Genomic DNA, 17,335 nt, shown 5'->3' with positions numbered 1-17,335 from the left:
TAATTATATTATAAAGATTTTGCGGTGTTAATAACAGTTATTTTTCTGAATTTTGTAAATTGACCTTTATAAGGTTATTGGATATTCTTCTAAATCTTGTTCTTCAATATAAATGCCATTCGCTTTCTCTTTAACGTAAGCCAAAATATGTTTTTGCACTCTTGGATATAGAACGATGCGATCCAGCTCATTAAGGGGAATCCATTTCACCCCCGTTTGGTTCAGGTCTGGCTGGTCTGGCAGAGAAGGTTCTTTGTCTTTATTTCGTGTACATTCAAACATGAGCCCTAATGAGTGTGTTGTTCCGAACCGGTTATCAGCGAGATGTGGCGCATACTCATAAACAAATGCGAGCGGGCCGACCGTTACATCGATATCAGCCTCTTCTTTCGCTTCTCGTTTAGCTGCTTCCTTAACGGATTCATGTGGTTCAACACCGCCCGCAGGCAGATTGTAATGAAGTCCATTTTCATCAAGGAACTCAATTAACAAAATGGCGTCGTTTTCGATAATCAACGCGCCCGCTCTTACTCGGATTGGGTAGCTCATCTACAGCGCCTCCAAATTCTTTCTTATAAGATCCACAGTAGGTCTTGATACGTCATCAAAATAAGTGTCATCTTGCAGATCCACCCACCGAACATCCAAAATATCTTCGTCGTCTTCAATCGCTAAAAACCCAGACACGACTTCGCATAAATACGTATATTTTCCTTCTTTCTCGATGAGTGACTTTATAATATTGACGTGGTAGCCCGTTTCTTCTTTCACTTCACGGATGCATGCTTGTTCATACGTTTCACCCGTTTCAACACCACCACCTGGAAAGTTCCAAACGATATCTCCGCGCTTTACTTTTTGTTTTACTAAAAGAATTTCTCCTTCTCTAACAACAACACCCTGCGCCAACATGACTTTCCCCCTAGTGACAGATAAAAGCTAACCAACGTGATAATTGGTTAGCTTCTTCCTTTTTATGCTTTCTGCTCAAACAACTGCACAAGTTCAATGATGACTTGAGTCGCTTTGATCATATTATCGACAGAGATATATTCGTGACGACCGTGGTAGTTTTCTCCGCCCGTAAAGATGTTCGGAGTCGGAAGTCCCATAAACGATAGTTGAGATCCGTCTGTCCCCCCGCGGATTGGTTTTATGTTCGGCTCGATATCGAGTTTTTTCATCGCTTCAGAAGCGAGATCAACAATCTCTACTACCGGTTCAATCTTTTCTTTCATATTATAATATGTGTCGTTCATTTCTAATTGAATCTTATCTTGGCCATATTTTTCACTCAGTTCATCCACGATCTCTTGCATTCTATCTTTTCTCTTTTGAAAAAGTTCTTTGTCATGGTCGCGGATGATGTATGACATATCCGTTTGTTCTACGTCACCTTTTAGTCCAGTTAAATGATAGAACCCTTCATAGCCTTCCGTATGCTCAGGTGATTCTTCAACAGGAAGCTTCCCGTTCAATTCCATCGCAATTTTTGCAGCGTTAACCATTTTATTCTTTGCTGATCCAGGATGAATGTTCTTTCCTAGAATACGAATCCTAGCACTGGCCGCGTTAAAGCTCTCATACTCTAATTCACCTAAAGGGCCGCCATCCATTGTATAGGCATACTTTGCTCCGAATGCAGCCACATCAAATTTATGAGGACCACGTCCGATCTCTTCATCGGGAGTGAAAGCCACTCTTATTTTTCCGTGCTTAATTTCTGGGTGTTCGATCAAGTACTTTATCGCTGTCATAATTTCAGCGATGCCTGCCTTATTATCAGCACCAAGCAATGTTGTACCGTCCGTTGTGATCAATGTATGCCCTTTATACTCTTTTAAACTAGGAAAGTCTTTTGGAGACAATTCGATTTGCAAGTCTTTGTTTAAGATAATCGTTTCTCCGTCATAGTTTTCAACGATCTGCGGTTTAACGTTCGTTCCTGTAAAATCAGTAGCTGTATCTACGTGTGCAAGAAATCCAATGACAGGGATTTCTTTATCCGAATTGGATGGCAGAGTTGCCATGACATAGCCGTTTTCGTCGACTGTTACTTCCTCCATACCAATTCCTTTTAACTCTTCAACAAGCATGTTAGCTAGCGTCCACTGACCCTCTGTTGACGGAGTCGTGTCACTGCTACCATCAGATTGTGTATCTACTTTTACATATGTAATAAACCGATCCATAATTTCTTGTTTCAATTTCCAATCAACTCCTAGTGTTTTGCTTTATAATAGCATGTTTTACCAAGTATTACATATTGCTAGATTATAAAAAAATGTGCGTTTCCACTTGCCAGGATGTCTAATCAACTTGTCCTCATCTTGCATATATTGTATTACCAGCACCAAACAAAGGTGTTGTGAAAATAATGGGGTGATTTTAATGGGTTGTTGGAAAAAAGACAAATGTGAGTCTTCTTCACACTATATCTATCTAAAATGTAAGCGTTGCAAGAAAAAGAAGAAGAAAAGCTGCGGCTGTCATAAAAAACATTAATTAAAAGAAGGAGTCCGATGTTGGGCTCCTTTTCAACTATCCTTCTAATTAGAGCCTACACCAACGGCAAATCCGATCGCCATTTCACTTCCTTTAAACTTGCTGCGTTTTTTCATAATCGGCTCACCTCCTTTAAAAATAAGGAACCCGAGAGCACGCATAAATACTTCATCATAGTTCTTCAGATTAAAAAACTATTCTTGAGGATACGTTTTCAATAAAAACTCAATTGACTTGTTAATGAGTTTTTTTAAGATCTCCTCATCCACATCAGCTAGTTTATTAATGTATACACAAGCAGCTCCCGTTGTATGTTTGCCAAAGTGTTTAAGCAGCTCAGTGCGATCCGGGTCTCCCGGAGCAAAATACAGACTGATCTTTGCTTTTCTTGGTGAGAAGCCAACAAGTGGTGCATCCCCTTCATGCCCTGTCTTGTATTTGTAATGATACGAGCCGAATCCGATAATACTCGGTCCCCACATCTTTGCTTCAAAGCCAGTCGTTTCTGAAAAGATATCTAACAACTTATAAGCGTCTTCTCTCTTTTTTGGACTATCCACATTTTCGATAAACTCAACAACACTTTGTTCGGTTTCTTTTGTCTTTTGTTCGTACATAATTAGCTCCTTTTAATATATGAAATTTTGAAGTGAAAGCTTCTATATCATAACCTTCTACATATTTAGCAAATCCCCTGTTTTGCTTCTCCTTTCCTGATTGTAAAGTGTTGAGATAATAGATAATTGAAATACAAAACTCCTTATTCCAACCCATAATGGTTCTAGTTAGGTGTTTGTTCTATCATCCATTTACATGTTAAAAGCTCAGAGCAGCCTCTGAGCTTTAATGGTTCGTATTTTATTTTTTATTCTGTATTAATCCAAAACCTATACCTGTTGGATCATTAAGGTAAGCCAGATAAAACTCTTCAAATTCCATCTTTTCTCTTACTATAGTCGCTCCGTTTTTAACCGCTTGCTCAATCGCATCATCAATAACTTCGACTTCAATTTGAATACGAGTTCCGTGGGGAAAATCATGTGGACCTTTTGCGATACCACCATTAATACTCTTATCTTCACCATCAGTAGTTGTAGCTTCACAATAATCCCATTGAGGTTCTGCAATCTGCCACCCAAATACATTGCGATAGAAATTTACTGCCTTTTCAGGTTCTTGACTGCTAAGTTCAAAACCTACAACTTTTCCTATATTCTTATTCAAAGCAAGGCCCTCCCTATTTTAAAACAACTTCTGCAACTCATTTATTCCTAAGAATGCAAACATGAGTAGACACCCGATCAAGACCGCGTTGGTTAACCACTTGTTGCGATATTCCACATCTACTTTTTTAGAATTCAATAAGATAATGAGTGAAATCGCAAGAAACGGCATGAACAATGATCCTAACACACCATATATAATGATCAGCTGAACAGGCTTTCCAAAAAAGAAGATCAGCATCGGCGGAAATGTAAGCCATGCTAAATATGCACGATATGACTTATCTTTTTCTGTAACTGGCTTAACCGAATGTAAGTCTTCCTTCTTTGTCTTAATGGTTCTTAAAAAGTCCGCAAACAGATACGGCACACCGTTCCAAACGCCAAGAAGCGAAGTAAAAGCAGCCGACCAGAACGCGATTAAGAACAACCAACGCAACGGTGTTCCGAATTCTTGTCCGAGCAGTTCCGCAAGGTTAAGAAGACCTTGGTCTCCTTCGAGTTTTACATCTGTACCAAATAAGAACTTAGCTCCGATTACAAGGGCCGCCATCGTGAAAAGCCCTGTAATCACATAAGCTGCTTTCGTATCAAGCCTCATAATGGGAACAAAGTCTTTTCCTTTCCAATTCTTTTCTCTTAGCCAATATCCATAAGAAGCCATGGTGATCGTACCGCCTACTCCTCCAATTAATCCAAGAGCTAACATGAGCGATCCGTCTGGCATTTTGGGGACAAATCCACCAGCAAATTCCCCGATCGTAGGTAAAAAAAGCAAAGATGTTCCAATAATCGTGATAAACATAACACCGATCAATACGGTCATTATTCTTTCAAAAAGCAAATAACGGCCCGTCCAAACAAGTGCAAAACCTAATAAAGAATGAATGATTGCCCAAGCCCATATCGGCATGATAGGAAGCATCGCATGCATACCTAATCCACAAGTCATAGCTGCAGTAGCCCCATAAATGTAACCCCAGATGACCGAATACACACCAAAATATCCAGTGGCCCATTTTCCGAGTGAATGCCAGCCTTGCAGAATGGTTTGTCCTGTCGCAAGGTACCAGCGGCCGACTCCTTCATTTAAGAAATACTTTAAAATAGAACCGATCACGATGGCCCATACAAAAGTCATTCCGAATGAGGTACCGATTACAATGGCAGTTACTAAATCTGCTGTACCTACTCCAGTTGCTGCTACTACAAAACCTGGACCAATCATTTTTAATTTTTGACCCATCGTTTGAGGCGGTACTGGTTCACTAGCAGTAACAGTATTAAGTTCATTGTTTAATTTCAATTCATTGTTCAAATTCAGCTCCTCCTTCTCTCAGTAATGAAACGCTTTCAGTAGAACATCTGCTAATTATGTCATATATCTGAATATTTTATCAACTTCTTATGTACCTATCTGTCTATAGGTCCCTTTCTACTATCAACTTTTAGTAAAAAGAATTCTATCCTTTATCAGAATTAGTGTTCACAAACAAAAATACATTGGAATAATATATATGTAATAAAAGCTGACATCATTATGATATAATAAATAACAATATTTAGAATTGTCTAGTTTGCGCTTCTTAAACGAGGGAGAGATCATCATGTCTGTTGATAAATCGTCTTATAAAGATAAAAAAGTCATGTCCATAGGTATCATCAGTGAACTAACTGGTCTATCAGAACGTAAGATTCGCTACTATGAAGAAAGGAAACTCATCTTCCCTGAACGAACGGGCAAAGGAACGCGCAAATACTCTTTTTCGGATGTAGAACGTCTAATGGAAATTGCTGATCAAATCGAAGATGGTGTTCAAACATATGAGATCAAAAAAGAACTTACGAAAAAGCAGCAACGTGACGAACGTAATAAAATGATCCGAGGGCAGATTAACGCGCAATTTAATATGAGGAATTGAAAACAGCTGGCTCACCGGTAAATGGTGCCAGCTGTTTTATCTTGAGAGCCGCTCATAGACCTCTCGCAAATTTATTATTCCTAACTCCTGAACACGTGCTACATAAATACTCCAAAGCTCTGCAGTCATCTTAGCATCTCCTAATGCATGATGTCGGTTTACTACTGGTATGTTGCAAAGCTCACAACAATCTTCCAACCGAACAAGATTAGTCTCAGGTTCGGCTATCTTTAGTAAAAATGAAGTATCCACGATTCGATGTTTGAACTGAGTTCGAAATAATTTCCAATTATAGTGTTGAAGAAACTTCTTCTCATGACTTGCATGGTGAGCCACGAGAACGTGTCCTCTTGCAAATTCATAAAAATCTACTAACACTTTCGATAATTGAGGAGCATGTTGAAGATCACTTTCTTGTATTCCTGTAAGATCTTTAATCTCTGTAGAAAGTTCACCCGTACATTGCGCGAGAGAATAAAACGTATCTTCATACTGCACTTCTCCGCCTTGTACTCTCACTGCACCGATCGATAGAATCTGGTTACCTTGTTCAGGGAAAAAACCAGTAGTTTCAAGATCGAACACCACAACATTCAAATCACTAAAAGGAATTGTTAAACTCTCCTCCACTTTTAATTCCTTTTGAAGCTGCCTTAAAAAAGCGACATGCTGAGGACTTGATTGCCCTTGTAATGACGCATAAACACTTGAGTTTATTTTCCCTTGGACTTGCTTCATAAATTGAATAAGCGGATTCATCCTCATGTATCAAACATTCCCTTAATGACCGATTGCGTGTAATTTTGTAGCTTTTGACCGTTTAATAGAATATGCTTCATATTTTTTCTTTCATCTTTACTGAGTTCTTTTATGTTTAAGTAGTGAATATCATCGTAGTTTTCTGTAGTTTTTTTATGATATTGCAATCTGTAATGAAGGAGCTTTTCAAATTCGTCTGAACACCAACTAAGGTCTTCTTTATAGTTTGACATGCTACACAGTTTCTTCAGTCTTGTAAGTGTAGAAGTAGCCTCCACACTCTCTTTCATAGCAAGTAAGCGGACATTATTAACATAAGGAAAGAAACCAGATTGCTTCAAATCGATACTTCCTGCATGTAAGCCATGCGATTCTGTTAAAAATTGATGAAAGAAGCCTACCGCTTTTTTTACATGCTGTGTATTTTCTAACAGCCGTTCTAAAAGATGCGGATTCCTCTTCACGTAATCATGTATGAGTTTTTTAAGTTTTTTACAATAAACTTCTTCACCCACAAGTACTCGTGCATCATAAAAAATCAAAAGAAATCGTATGCTCTCGAAGCTTTCTTCCGTAAGCCACTTTAAAAGTTGCTCTTCCCACTCTACTATGGATTTATTCCAAACAGGATTAGAGCTCATCACATTGCCATCGCAATACGGATAACCTACTTCATTCAAACCATCCGCTAACTCTTTTCCTAACGAAAGAAAATATCGCTTCGCATCCTCACCGTTTTCCTCATAGATCAGACCATGATCTTGATCTGAGATGATTGCTTGTTCGAATCTACCTCCACTCCCCATCACAAACCATTCGTATCGGCATGGAGCAGGTCCAAAATGTGCACTATGTTTTTGTAGAGCAACATGAAAGACTTTTTTCATCATTTCATCATGAAATTCATTTAAAGCTTGTGACGAATCTTGATGCTCCATCCATTTTTCATCACGCCATTTTATCAAATTTGAGTAAGGCATATTTACACATCCTATGTGATAAAAGCATTGAGGAATAGCCCCCAATGCTTTTCATCACTATTAATTTGCGATTCTATTTTTTTCTTCGTTTGCGATGAACGCCTCTGGATAACCATAGTTTCCGTGTTCACTCACATCCAAGCCGATGATTTCTTCTTCCTCCGAAACGCGAAGACCCTTCATTACTTTTTTCATAGCATATAAAAGAACGAATGAAACAACAAAAGCGTATAACGCTGACACTGATACACCCATCGCCTGAACGCCAAGCTGTGAGAACCCACCGCCATAGAACAAGCCAGGCTTCCCGACTGTCGCAAGTTCTGGTGTCGCGAACAACCCTGTAGATAACGTTCCCCAAACTCCTGCAGCTCCGTGAACGCTCAACGCATAGATCGGGTCATCTATTCTTAATCTATCGAAAAATTTAACTGAGTAGAATACTAAGATTCCTGCTACAAACCCAATCAGAACAGCTGCCCACGTTTCAACGAATGCACAAGAAGCTGTAATCGCAACAAGTCCAGCTAACGCACCATTTAAGATCGTCGGAATATCAGATTTCCCCAATACCATCCATGAGATAATTAGTGCAGCAACCGCACCTGCTCCAGCCGCGAGATTTGTATTTAACGCAACAAATCCGAAGAATCCGCCATCAACAACAAAGGTACTTCCTCCATTAAACCCAAACCAACCCACCCAAAGGACGATAACTCCTAATGCTGTATACACTTGGTTATGTCCGAAGATGTTGTTGGACGTACCATTTTTATTAAATTTTCCAATACGCGGTTTCAAGAGTATTGTCGCCGCAAATGCCGCCATCGCACCTGTTAAGTGAACGACTGTCGAGCCAGCAAAATCCTGTTTGCCATGCTCTGCTAACCAGCCTCCGCCCCAGATCCAATGAGCAACAACAGGATAGACTGCAACTGAGAAAAGAATAGCAAACACGAGATATGCTGATAATTTCGCTCGTTCAGCAAACCCACCGAACGCAATCGTTAATGAAATTCCTGCAAACGCTAGCTGAAACATGAAGAATGCTGCTGTTGAATAGGCCATTCCTTCCGCTTGATCACCCGAATAAAAAAAATCAGACAACCCAATAAAAAAGTTCGAGTTACCACCAAAAATAAACCCATATCCAACTGCCCAAAATACGATTGATGCTAAACCAAACGTAAAGACAGTTTTTCCTGCAATATGTCCTGCATTTTTCATTCGTGTCGATCCCGCTTCAAGTAAGATGAACCCGCCTTGCATTAAAATGACAAGAAGTGCTCCAAGGATAAGCCAAACACTGTTTAATGAAAACACGATATCTTCCATCTGAACGCCCCCTACTGAACTGTTTCTTTCATTCTATACAGTTCTGGCGCAGATTCTACACCCATGTGAGATTATCTGACATGGTTTTTAATGGCTAATTAAAAGAGAAAAAGCAAACCCTTCTATGTATAAAAGGTTTGCTTCTCTATCTGTTAGACTACTTTAGATGTTGGAGTGTCAGTCCTCTTTTGTGCGGTATCATGTTCCGCTCTCTTCCCCCACCATGTTGCAAGCAATGGTCCTGATATGTTGTGCCACACACTAAAGATTGCACTTGGCACAGCAGACAACGGCGAAAAGTGAGCCACCGCAAGCGCCGCACCTAGACCAGAATTCTGCATCCCGACTTCAATGGAGATGGCTTTTTGATCTGCAAAATCAAGCTTCAAACCTTTTGCGATTAGAAATCCGATTAAAAGTCCCAGCACATTGTGAAGAACCACAATGGATAAAATTAACAATCCCGTCTCAGCAATTTGTTTTGCGTTTGCTGCTACAACAGCTGATGCAACAGCTACGATTCCAACTACAGATACTAGCGGGAGTGCACCAACACTTTTTTCAACGTGTTTACGGAATAAGAGTTTTACAACTAGACCTAATACAATTGGTATTAGTACAATTTGAACGATTGATAACAGCAAGCTGCCCGCAGATACTGAGAGCCATTTGCTCGCAAACAGCAGCGTTAGAGCTGGTGTTAAGATCGGTGCGAGCAGTGTTGCCACGGATGTCACCGCAACCGATAAAGCGGTGTTACCTTTTGCTAGGAAAGTCATCACGTTTGATGCCGTTCCACCGGGACAGCATCCTACTAATATCACCCCTACTGCTACTTCTGCTGGCAATTGAAATGCCGTAGCCAACCCAAAAGCAAGGAGCGGCATGATCGTATACTGTGCTGCCACACCAATAAAAACACTCTTTGGAGCTTGAAACACTGCCTTAAAATCATTCAAAGACAGGGTTAGCCCCATCCCGAACATGATAATTCCTAACAAAAGAGGAATATAGGGAGCGATCCATGTGAAGCCTTCTGGAATCAAAAATGCTGCAATGGCAAAAAGAATCACCCAAATCGCAAAGGTATTGCCTGCTACCTTACTTACTTTCTCTAAAAATCTCATGGTTGTCACTCTCCTTTTAAGAGAGTATAAACGAGTTATACGAAATATCAATGGTTATTTATTAAAAATTTAGAATTATGTGATTATAAATGTTTTTTATGTGATGGGGCCGTTTTTTTATGTGATCGACTCCATTTTTTATATGATTCCTTCAAAAATTTATGTGATTATCAATTTTCAGGCTCATCTATCCAGTTGTATCGCGGCACTTTCGCCATGTGTTCGCGTCTCCTCTCGACTATGAACATCCCTTTTAGTGTCCCATAAAAATATTGTATAAATGACCCCTTGATTTTCCGATTTTTGTAGTGAAAAACGGTTGTTTTGAAAGCGTCGATCACTACGGAAACCATAAATTCTAGTGGACGGTCGAAACTAAACTTGTTATACGCCAGTTTCGCTTTTTCCCAAAATGTATAGATCTCAATCGCCGTATTAAAGAATGGTTTTACCGTATGTATGAAGTCTTTCGGAACAGAATTCGGCGTGAAGGATTCGTCGAGATCTTCTAAAGAAAGATAACTTGAAGAGTTGTCCGTCATGACGTTCTCCTTACGTATCTTTAGATCTTTATCTTTTAGATTTATAGAGAGATTTATAGTTTCCTGCGCAATTTCCACACGCTTGTCCCTACTCTCACAAAGCATTTCACTTGCTACACGCTGGGTCACTTTCGTTTCACTCGGTGGATCAAACCGCTGAAAAACAAATACATTATGAGCAAATCCTCCGCTTGCTCGGTACGTCTTATGTACGACTATAATTCCTGCATTTTTTGCTTTTCGCAGCATTCGAATAAAAGAAGCACGCGAAATACTGCCACCTTTTTCAGCACTTCGATCAACAAGCGTATCGATCTTTGCGTTTGCTACACCTGGAACGACTACACTATATTGGCTAAGCAACTCAAACGCCAAGAATTCTGAATTCGTAAACAAACCGGCATGATGCTCCAAAAAATCACGTTTGTGGTCATTAAATTCTTGTACATTTTCATACTGGCTAAGTGAAGCAAATTGACGAATGTTCCCTGCTCTCAACTCTCTCTTCCCCCTTATACGATTGATACATCTTATAAGTGTTTAGAAAAACTGGAAAAGAGGCATGGAGACTAAATAAATTTCTGCATTAAAAATGTGATGACAAACGAGGCGGTATAACTAAAATAAGAGCCAGGCGGATACTTCCACCTGACCTTGTTTTACAGAGATGTTTTTTGTATGAGCTGCCGCTTTTTACTCATTAATAGTTGTAGCTCTTGATCAACCGCTTTGTACTCTTCTGTACCCGTTTTACAAAAACTTATTTTTCCAAGCATTTCTGTAATCTTGTTTTCTACTAAAGCTAATTCTTCAGCCCACTGTTGAACGCCTTCAACTGTAGATCTTTTACTTTGGTTTTCATGTTCACTAAGGCCCACTTCTATTCTCTTGAGCTGCTGATTCTCGATAACTAGCAATTTATCGCACAGCTTTTCAACAAAGAATCTGTCGTGCGAGACGATGATAAGTGTGCCTGAAAACTGTGACAAGGTTTCCTCCAACTGCTCTCGGCTAGGTAGATCCAGATGATTCGTCGGTTCATCCAAAATGAGCACATCATATTCCTGCAAAATCATCAGGACCAGCTTAACCCGTGTTCGCTCTCCTAAACTCAAGTGGCGGATTGGCTTCGAAAGTTTTCGGTCCTCGATGCCCATGTTGGCAAAGATTGTTCTTGCCTGCGTCACTTGATGCTTCTCTTCTAAATCAAAATATTCATACACCGTTTTTTCTTCTGGCAGATCACTCACATCTTGGGAAAGATAAGCAATCTTCATTGATTCACTTTTCCAGATGGATCCTTTCGTTACAGACTCCTCTCCAAGTAACATCTTAATAAACGTTGTCTTACCAGAACCGTTCGGACCCTGTAACGCTATTCTTTCCCCGTGTTTAATGTAAAAGCGACTTTCTTTAAAGAGGGTTCGATCTCCATATTGTTTCGATAGACCACGGGCTTCGATGAGTCTTTTTCCTCTCTTTCCAGTGGAATCAAATTGAAAGAAAACGTCACTTTCTTCTTTGGGCTTATCAATTCCTGTTTTTGAGAGTTCTAGATTTAATCGATTCAATTTTGATTTAATTTGGTTATCTTTTTTCTTCGCTTTCATCCTTTCATATTCTTTTAGCCCCATCTGTCTGTTCTCAGCTGCCGTTCCTCCCTTACCTGCTTCTCGATGCGCTTTTTCAGACCAGGATTTCAACGTACTTACTTGCTGCTGAATCATTTGTATTTTTCTTTGTTGCTTCTCATAATCTTTTAGTTGCTGTTCAAATCGACGTTGTTTCTCTCTTCTATACGCTGAATAATTTCCTTCGTAAACAGTGAGAATTCCGTCTTCCAGCTCAAAAATCTTCTCTACCGTTTCATCAAGAAAATAACGATCGTGAGAGATGATAATGGCTGCTCCTTTATAGTTTTGAACCTCTTCTGTAAGCCAATTGATTCCTTGAAGATCAAGATGATTTGTCGGTTCATCTAAAATAAGGAACTCTGGATGATTCGCCCATATTTTCGCGATAGATACCTTTAATCGTTCTCCACCACTCAAATGTTGTAATTCACTCTTTTGTAGCAAATGTTTTTGAAGACCTAACTTCTTACTCGTTCGCAGCAGATCTTCACCTGTTTCCATCAACTCCTGTTCAACATCTAACACATAATCTGTTGATTGTGGTAAATATCCCATATGCAGATTTACCGGCCAAGTCGTAATTGATCCATGATCGTGGCTGAGACATTTCATAAGAATGTTAACGAGCGTTGTTTTCCCACTGCCATTCCAACCTACTAAGCCAATTTTTTCACCTTGTCTGATATCAAATGAAATGTCTTTTAAAATTTCTTTATCACCAAATTTTTTCTGCAATCGTTTCACTTGTAGTACTGTCGTCATGCAGCCCACCTCTTTCCTGTTCGTTAGGGAGGCTCGCAAAAAAACCTCCCTGGAGACCCAGAGAGGTTGGTGAGTTCGCACAATTATGGTAATTACACGTATCCAAAGAAACACAAGAACATGATGTTCTTTGTGTGAAATCATAAGGGTATATGTACGTGTATACGCAAAATGGGCAGACTTATCCTATTCTCCAGGTCTCATAGTTTAGAGTTATCCTAAGAAAATAAGAGTTTTCCACATCAGCGTAGTACCGTTCCTTTCCCAAATGACTTCTACTTACAATTGTTAGTATATGGTCGCAAACCATAAATGTCAACGCTTGCATCAATCATTGAAAAACGAATAACACAAAAGGAAGAAGCCTTTTGCCTCTTCCTTTTTCTAATGATTATTTAATAAAAAATGTTTTCGTGTTGTACTTCTTGTTGTTTCCAGGTTCGTATCGATTTTCTACGTTTTTACTCGCATCGACCGAGAACCAGTTTAACGTTGTTGTCTTTTCGAACGTTAATGACTCCGGTCCTTCACGTGTACCGTTCAATGCTAATTTTTGAGAATCAAACGTTGGACGGCTTCCATCTAACGTGTAGTAGATCGTAGCAGGTTCACTCGTTTTGAAGCTGACTTCAACTTTATCTTCGTGTCTCCCACCGTTTGGTGTAACACTTGATTTTGGCGCTTTTTTATCTTTAGAATATTCATACGCCACATCAATCATCCCTAATAATCCGTTTGAAAATTCCATGGCTTCCTCGTGTCCTTCTTCAAACGGCGGCTGAAACCCAACCAGTTCCCATCTTTTTGTTTCTTTGTTCCAAAGATCAGCACCTACTTCAAAGTTCCAAGTGTAGATCCCTTTTTTATACCAAAGGTGATCAGCTGAGTTTCCTGCGGCTGAATAAAGAACATCTGGAATCGGTCCCGTTCGGCTAGGTAGAATAACCGTTCCTCGATGCTTTTTGATCTCTTTTAGAATATGATCCGATGCTTGCCAATAATAAGCTTCTTCTCCAGCAGATGGGCGAGGCAATGTTTCACGCTCAGGCGTATAGGCACCTGGTGACCACATAAAGTAACCGCCATAGCTATGAATGTTCATAGCAAATTTGATGTTTGGATTCTCATCCGTTAACCAAACTAGATTACGGCTTTCTGGTTCAGAATGCTCGCTTGGCCCTGCATATGAACCACTCAAACAATTCGTTGTTGATGCTCCTACATACCCATCAAAAGCAGAACCTACATCATGGTTTCGATTCAAATCAACGCCCCACGAATTTCGGTATCCATTATCAGATTGAGTTGGTGAGCAGTGATTGGTCATGTTTTTACGCTGTGAATTAAAATCATAAAAACTATAGTGCCCTCCGTCTGGATTCATGGACGGAATAATAAAGATATCAAGATTATCAACCAGTTTCTTAGTCTCTTTATCATGCGAATAGTTTCGCAACAATCGTTCAGCAGTCTCAACGGAAACAAGTGGTGTTACCCATTCACGCGCATGTTCTTGTGAGTAACCAAGTACCCCAGGCTTTGAACCATCTCTATGCTTTCCGATTCGGATGGCTTTAACCGTAAATGGATCACGCGATACAGAAGCTGGTGCTTTTAAATTATCTGACAAGTTGGAAGTCACAGGTTCTACAATTCCATTACCTGCATTTCCACGATAGGTCGTAGCAGATACAAGATCATTAACTTCTGCATTCAGCAGATCTACGACTTCCTTTGCCGTACTTTTTGCGTTACCTCCAGCATCAGTTGCCAGTGTAACGATGATTTTGCTTCCGCTCGTACCGACAGAAAGAGGAGCACCTGCAGCTGATGCCTTTTTCAATTCTATGCTGATCGCATTTCCACCCTCATGTCCCCAGTCTCGAGATGTCACAACAACAGCTGTGTTCTGCAACGTTCCTAGAGTCGCTTGAGCTTGTCTGCGATATCCGTTCGTCTTGTTCGGCATCTCCACGATTTCAGCGAGCTCTGGGTATTCTTTTACTAAGTTCTCGATCCTCGCGTTCGTTTCTGTTGGATCCATATAATGGTCAACAAAATTCTTGACATAGTGCTTACCCGGCTTGTCCGGTTTTCCTTCCCCGAGCCATTCGGTTACTGGAGCTGCAGCTGAACCTCCGAGCGAGCTTTCAATAGTTATATCTTTTGGTATTGCTGAAACTGGTAACATAAAGGAATGGTAGAGATACTCTCCGGCATCCTGAATTTGTTGGAGTGTTGCCGTTTTCTCTTCTCCATTCTCTGCCCATCTAGCGGTTAGAATCGTGCTTGATACAGCACCCGATGTGGATTTGGCTTCTACGTAAAGGAAAGTGTCGGATTGATTCGTGAAGTGGTTTGCTCTGAGGATTGTTACTTTTTCTTCAACAGCTGTTAGCTTTTGTTCTTGCTTGACTGCCATTCTTCTTTCTGTTGCGCGCTGGTTGAGTTGGTTTTCGGTAATGAGCGTTTCTTTTACGGTAATGCCATAGAGCTTCAGCATCGCAACTTCAGTTGGAGTTACTACCGCATCTACTTCAATTTGTCCATCATGAACGTGCATCCTGTGGGTTAGATCGATACCAAGTTCTTCAATTTTCTTCATCGCTTCCTTCGTGTTTGGAACAGCCAACTGAACGAGAGATACAGACTCTACTGGTTGTATCTTGAGAGATGAAGCTTCAGCAACTTGCGGGGTCACACCTGATTCCATGGTTGAAAAAGCTATCCCTGCAACGGTTGAAAGCACGAGTGCAGAAGATAGCCACTTCTTACTGTTTTTCATAACAAGCACACCTCCTATATATGTATAAGGTAAGTGTAACTTCATTGTCAGAAAATTCAATCATACTTAAGGATGGACATAGAGCTTAAGTAAGCCCATCATTCTAACTAGTTTATTTGTAAAAATAATTAATAAAAGGTAAATATAGTGATTTAGAAGTAGGTAGAAGAACTTATCTACCTAGCAGTTTTAATGGAGTAAAATTCCTCTTTCAAAATGGAATACACATATAAATCTCTGTGCTCTCCTTTTGCCAACATCGCTTTTCTTAACGTACCTTCATAGCTCATCCCTAGCTTTTTCATAACCCTTTCAGATCCACCGTTCTCTACAAAACATCTTGCCTGTATTCGTACTAAATAGATGTTTTTAAAGGTTACAAGAAAAATAAGGAAATAAAACCATTTATTGATTATAATGAAGATAACATTTGGCATATATATGTTTATCCATTTAAAAGAGAATGAAGGAGGTTTACATATGCAACGTCATAGAAGAAGAAACACACCCGCTTTTACGGTTTTAGCTTATTTTACGTTCATCGCTGGGGTGTCCATGTTTTGTATTGGACTCTACAATGCAGATAATCTGCAACTCAACGAAAAAGGTTATTACATCGCCGTAATGATATTGGTCGCAGTAGGCGCAATCCTTACGCAAAAAGTTACTCGCGATAATGCAGAAGATGACGAACTAATCGCTGAGCAAGAGCGCAAGTACACGAAAGCCGAATAGCAGCACAAAAAAGGAAGGCACATTTTATGCGCCTTCCTTACATCATTATTTTACTTGTTCACCAGCATACACTTTTACATCCGTTGGAGCAGCCATAAAGCTTGCTGCCTTTTGACCGAACGCCACAAAGTGCTCACTTGTGTTATGGTTTTGAACCGCTTCTTGGTTCTCCCAAACTTCTACCATCATATACGTTGCTTCTTTTTCTGTATCTTTTTTAAGATCATATTGAATGTTTCCACTTTCAGCACGTGAAGCCTCTACTAACGTTTTCACCTCAGCCAAAAATGCTTCTTCCTTATCTTTTTGAACCGTTAAACCTGCGTGAATAATAATCATTTATTTATTCCCCTTTCCTTATCTCCACTCTGTTGTTTCTTCTACTGATAGACGAACAGATTGATATCCTGCATCAGCTGCTTTCCCGATGGATAGCAACATAACTGGGAAATAACGCTCTTTATCAAGACCAAAAGCTTCAGCAATTTCACCTTTTTCATATCCACCGATTGGATTCGTGTCATATCCATGTGCACGAGCAACAAGCATGAGTTGCATCGAAACAAGTCCTGCATCGATCAAGTTCATGTCTTTGAATTGTTCTGGTGTCATTTGTTCTAAAAGTCCACGAATAGCTGGGACTTGCTGATTTCTAACTTCTTGTGGCATAAGCCCTTCGTCTACCGCTTTATCATAGATTTTTTCAAGGTAATCTAAGCTGTTGTTATCTGCAAATACAGCAATTACAGCAGATGAAGTTTCTACTTGTCGTTGGTTGAACTTAGCAAGTGGTGCTAACGTTTCTTTTCCTTCTGGAGTATCAATCACGACAAAACGCCAAGGCTGTAAGTTAACAGATGATGGAGCAAGAGAAGCCTCTGTTAAGATTTCTTTCATCTCTTCTTTAGAGATTTTTACTGATGGATCGTAGTTACGGATGGAACGGCGTCCAGTGATAATTTCGTTAAAGTCATTGATTTTAGTTTGTTGCATTTTGCATTCTCCTTTGTGTTTAAGATTCTTAGT

17 protein-coding genes and 1 pseudogene are annotated in these 17,335 nt (G+C 39.9%); 2 read left to right on the top strand and 16 right to left on the bottom strand.

Translation table 11 applies throughout. From position 1 onward, the window contains the following. Positions 1 to 66: 66 nt before the first annotated feature. The 6 genes from ACOZ9X_RS13870 to ACOZ9X_RS13845 all read right to left on the bottom strand — a co-directional run bounded on the left by ACOZ9X_RS13870 (position 67) and on the right by ACOZ9X_RS13845 (position 5,046). Positions 67 to 549 (bottom strand): NUDIX domain-containing protein, encoded by a 483-nt coding sequence (locus ACOZ9X_RS13870; RefSeq protein ID WP_423418687.1) that lies wholly within the window; start codon positions 547 to 549, stop codon positions 67 to 69. After that, positions 550 to 912 (bottom strand): NUDIX hydrolase, encoded by a 363-nt coding sequence (locus ACOZ9X_RS13865; RefSeq protein WP_423418686.1) that lies wholly within the window; start codon positions 910 to 912, stop codon positions 550 to 552. A gap of 62 nt (positions 913 to 974) precedes the next feature. After that, a complete protein-coding gene (gene pepT / locus ACOZ9X_RS13860; protein ID WP_423418685.1) occupies positions 975 to 2,207 on the bottom strand; it encodes a peptidase T in 1,233 nt (410 codons plus the stop codon). Positions 2,208 to 2,699: 492 nt separating this feature from the next. Further along, on the bottom strand, positions 2,700 to 3,122 hold the full coding sequence (locus tag ACOZ9X_RS13855; RefSeq protein ID WP_423418684.1) for a DUF1801 domain-containing protein: 423 nt from the start codon (positions 3,120 to 3,122) through the stop codon (positions 2,700 to 2,702). A gap of 241 nt (positions 3,123 to 3,363) precedes the next feature. Then, a complete protein-coding gene (locus ACOZ9X_RS13850; protein WP_423418955.1) occupies positions 3,364 to 3,717 on the bottom strand; it encodes a VOC family protein in 354 nt (117 codons plus the stop codon). Between the two features lie 30 nt (positions 3,718 to 3,747). Beyond that, positions 3,748 to 5,046: an Nramp family divalent metal transporter gene (locus tag ACOZ9X_RS13845; protein ID WP_423418683.1), complete on the bottom strand. Its 1,299-nt coding sequence runs from the start codon at positions 5,044 to 5,046 to the stop codon at positions 3,748 to 3,750. A 289-nt stretch (positions 5,047 to 5,335) separates the two neighbouring features. Here ACOZ9X_RS13845 and ACOZ9X_RS13840 point away from each other — a divergent pair, with 289 nt between their 5' ends. Continuing rightward, on the top strand, positions 5,336 to 5,650 hold the full coding sequence (locus ACOZ9X_RS13840) for a MerR family transcriptional regulator (protein ID WP_423418682.1): 315 nt from the start codon (positions 5,336 to 5,338) through the stop codon (positions 5,648 to 5,650). A 36-nt stretch (positions 5,651 to 5,686) separates the two neighbouring features. Here ACOZ9X_RS13840 and ACOZ9X_RS13835 read toward each other — a convergent pair whose 3' ends face one another. The 8 genes and pseudogenes from ACOZ9X_RS13835 to ACOZ9X_RS13800 all read right to left on the bottom strand — a co-directional run. Then, entirely contained in the window at positions 5,687 to 6,415 is a 729-nt protein-coding gene (locus ACOZ9X_RS13835; RefSeq protein WP_423418681.1) for an exonuclease domain-containing protein, read from the bottom strand. Continuing rightward, positions 6,412 to 7,389 (bottom strand): DUF294 nucleotidyltransferase-like domain-containing protein, encoded by a 978-nt coding sequence (locus ACOZ9X_RS13830; RefSeq protein ID WP_423418680.1) that lies wholly within the window; start codon positions 7,387 to 7,389, stop codon positions 6,412 to 6,414. Before ACOZ9X_RS13830 ends, ACOZ9X_RS13835 begins: the two co-directional genes overlap by 4 nt. 60 nt (positions 7,390 to 7,449) lie before the next feature. Further along, positions 7,450 to 8,724 carry an ammonium transporter gene (locus ACOZ9X_RS13825; RefSeq protein ID WP_423418679.1) on the bottom strand — a complete coding sequence of 425 codons (1,275 nt, stop codon included), beginning with the start codon at positions 8,722 to 8,724 and terminating at the stop codon, positions 7,450 to 7,452. Positions 8,725 to 8,876: 152 nt separating this feature from the next. After that, positions 8,877 to 9,851, bottom strand: coding sequence for a bile acid:sodium symporter family protein (locus ACOZ9X_RS13820; protein ID WP_423418678.1), 975 nt, complete (start codon positions 9,849 to 9,851; stop codon positions 8,877 to 8,879). A gap of 170 nt (positions 9,852 to 10,021) precedes the next feature. Next, positions 10,022 to 10,891 (bottom strand): hypothetical protein, encoded by an 870-nt coding sequence (locus ACOZ9X_RS13815; protein WP_423418677.1) that lies wholly within the window; start codon positions 10,889 to 10,891, stop codon positions 10,022 to 10,024. A gap of 161 nt (positions 10,892 to 11,052) precedes the next feature. Beyond that, on the bottom strand, positions 11,053 to 12,789 hold the full coding sequence (gene abc-f, locus ACOZ9X_RS13810; RefSeq protein WP_423418676.1) for a ribosomal protection-like ABC-F family protein: 1,737 nt from the start codon (positions 12,787 to 12,789) through the stop codon (positions 11,053 to 11,055). 391 nt (positions 12,790 to 13,180) lie between these two features. Further along, positions 13,181 to 15,574 (bottom strand): M14 family metallopeptidase, encoded by a 2,394-nt coding sequence (locus tag ACOZ9X_RS13805; protein WP_423418675.1) that lies wholly within the window; start codon positions 15,572 to 15,574, stop codon positions 13,181 to 13,183. A 176-nt stretch (positions 15,575 to 15,750) separates the two neighbouring features. Continuing rightward, positions 15,751 to 15,948: pseudogene (locus ACOZ9X_RS13800) on the bottom strand (GNAT family N-acetyltransferase); the annotation flags it as partial. Positions 15,949 to 16,054: 106 nt separating this feature from the next. On the opposite strand from ACOZ9X_RS13800, the gene ACOZ9X_RS13795 reads away from it, so the two are divergent. Beyond that, positions 16,055 to 16,309 carry a YiaA/YiaB family inner membrane protein gene (locus ACOZ9X_RS13795; protein WP_066392185.1) on the top strand — a complete coding sequence of 85 codons (255 nt, stop codon included), beginning with the start codon at positions 16,055 to 16,057 and terminating at the stop codon, positions 16,307 to 16,309. A gap of 45 nt (positions 16,310 to 16,354) precedes the next feature. Here ACOZ9X_RS13795 and ACOZ9X_RS13790 read toward each other — a convergent pair whose 3' ends face one another. Beyond that, on the bottom strand, positions 16,355 to 16,648 hold the full coding sequence (locus tag ACOZ9X_RS13790) for a putative quinol monooxygenase (protein ID WP_137790220.1): 294 nt from the start codon (positions 16,646 to 16,648) through the stop codon (positions 16,355 to 16,357). Positions 16,649 to 16,666: 18 nt separating this feature from the next. Beyond that, on the bottom strand, positions 16,667 to 17,302 hold the full coding sequence (locus ACOZ9X_RS13785; RefSeq protein ID WP_423418674.1) for a nitroreductase family protein: 636 nt from the start codon (positions 17,300 to 17,302) through the stop codon (positions 16,667 to 16,669). Positions 17,303 to 17,335 lie beyond the last annotated feature (33 nt).

The sequence above is a fragment of the Fictibacillus nanhaiensis genome, from assembly GCF_049537595.1.
Classification (GTDB): domain Bacteria; phylum Bacillota; class Bacilli; order Bacillales; family Fictibacillaceae; genus Fictibacillus; species Fictibacillus nanhaiensis_F.
Note: the sequence above shows the minus strand (reverse complement) of the source record. Positions and strands in the feature narration are given on the sequence as shown.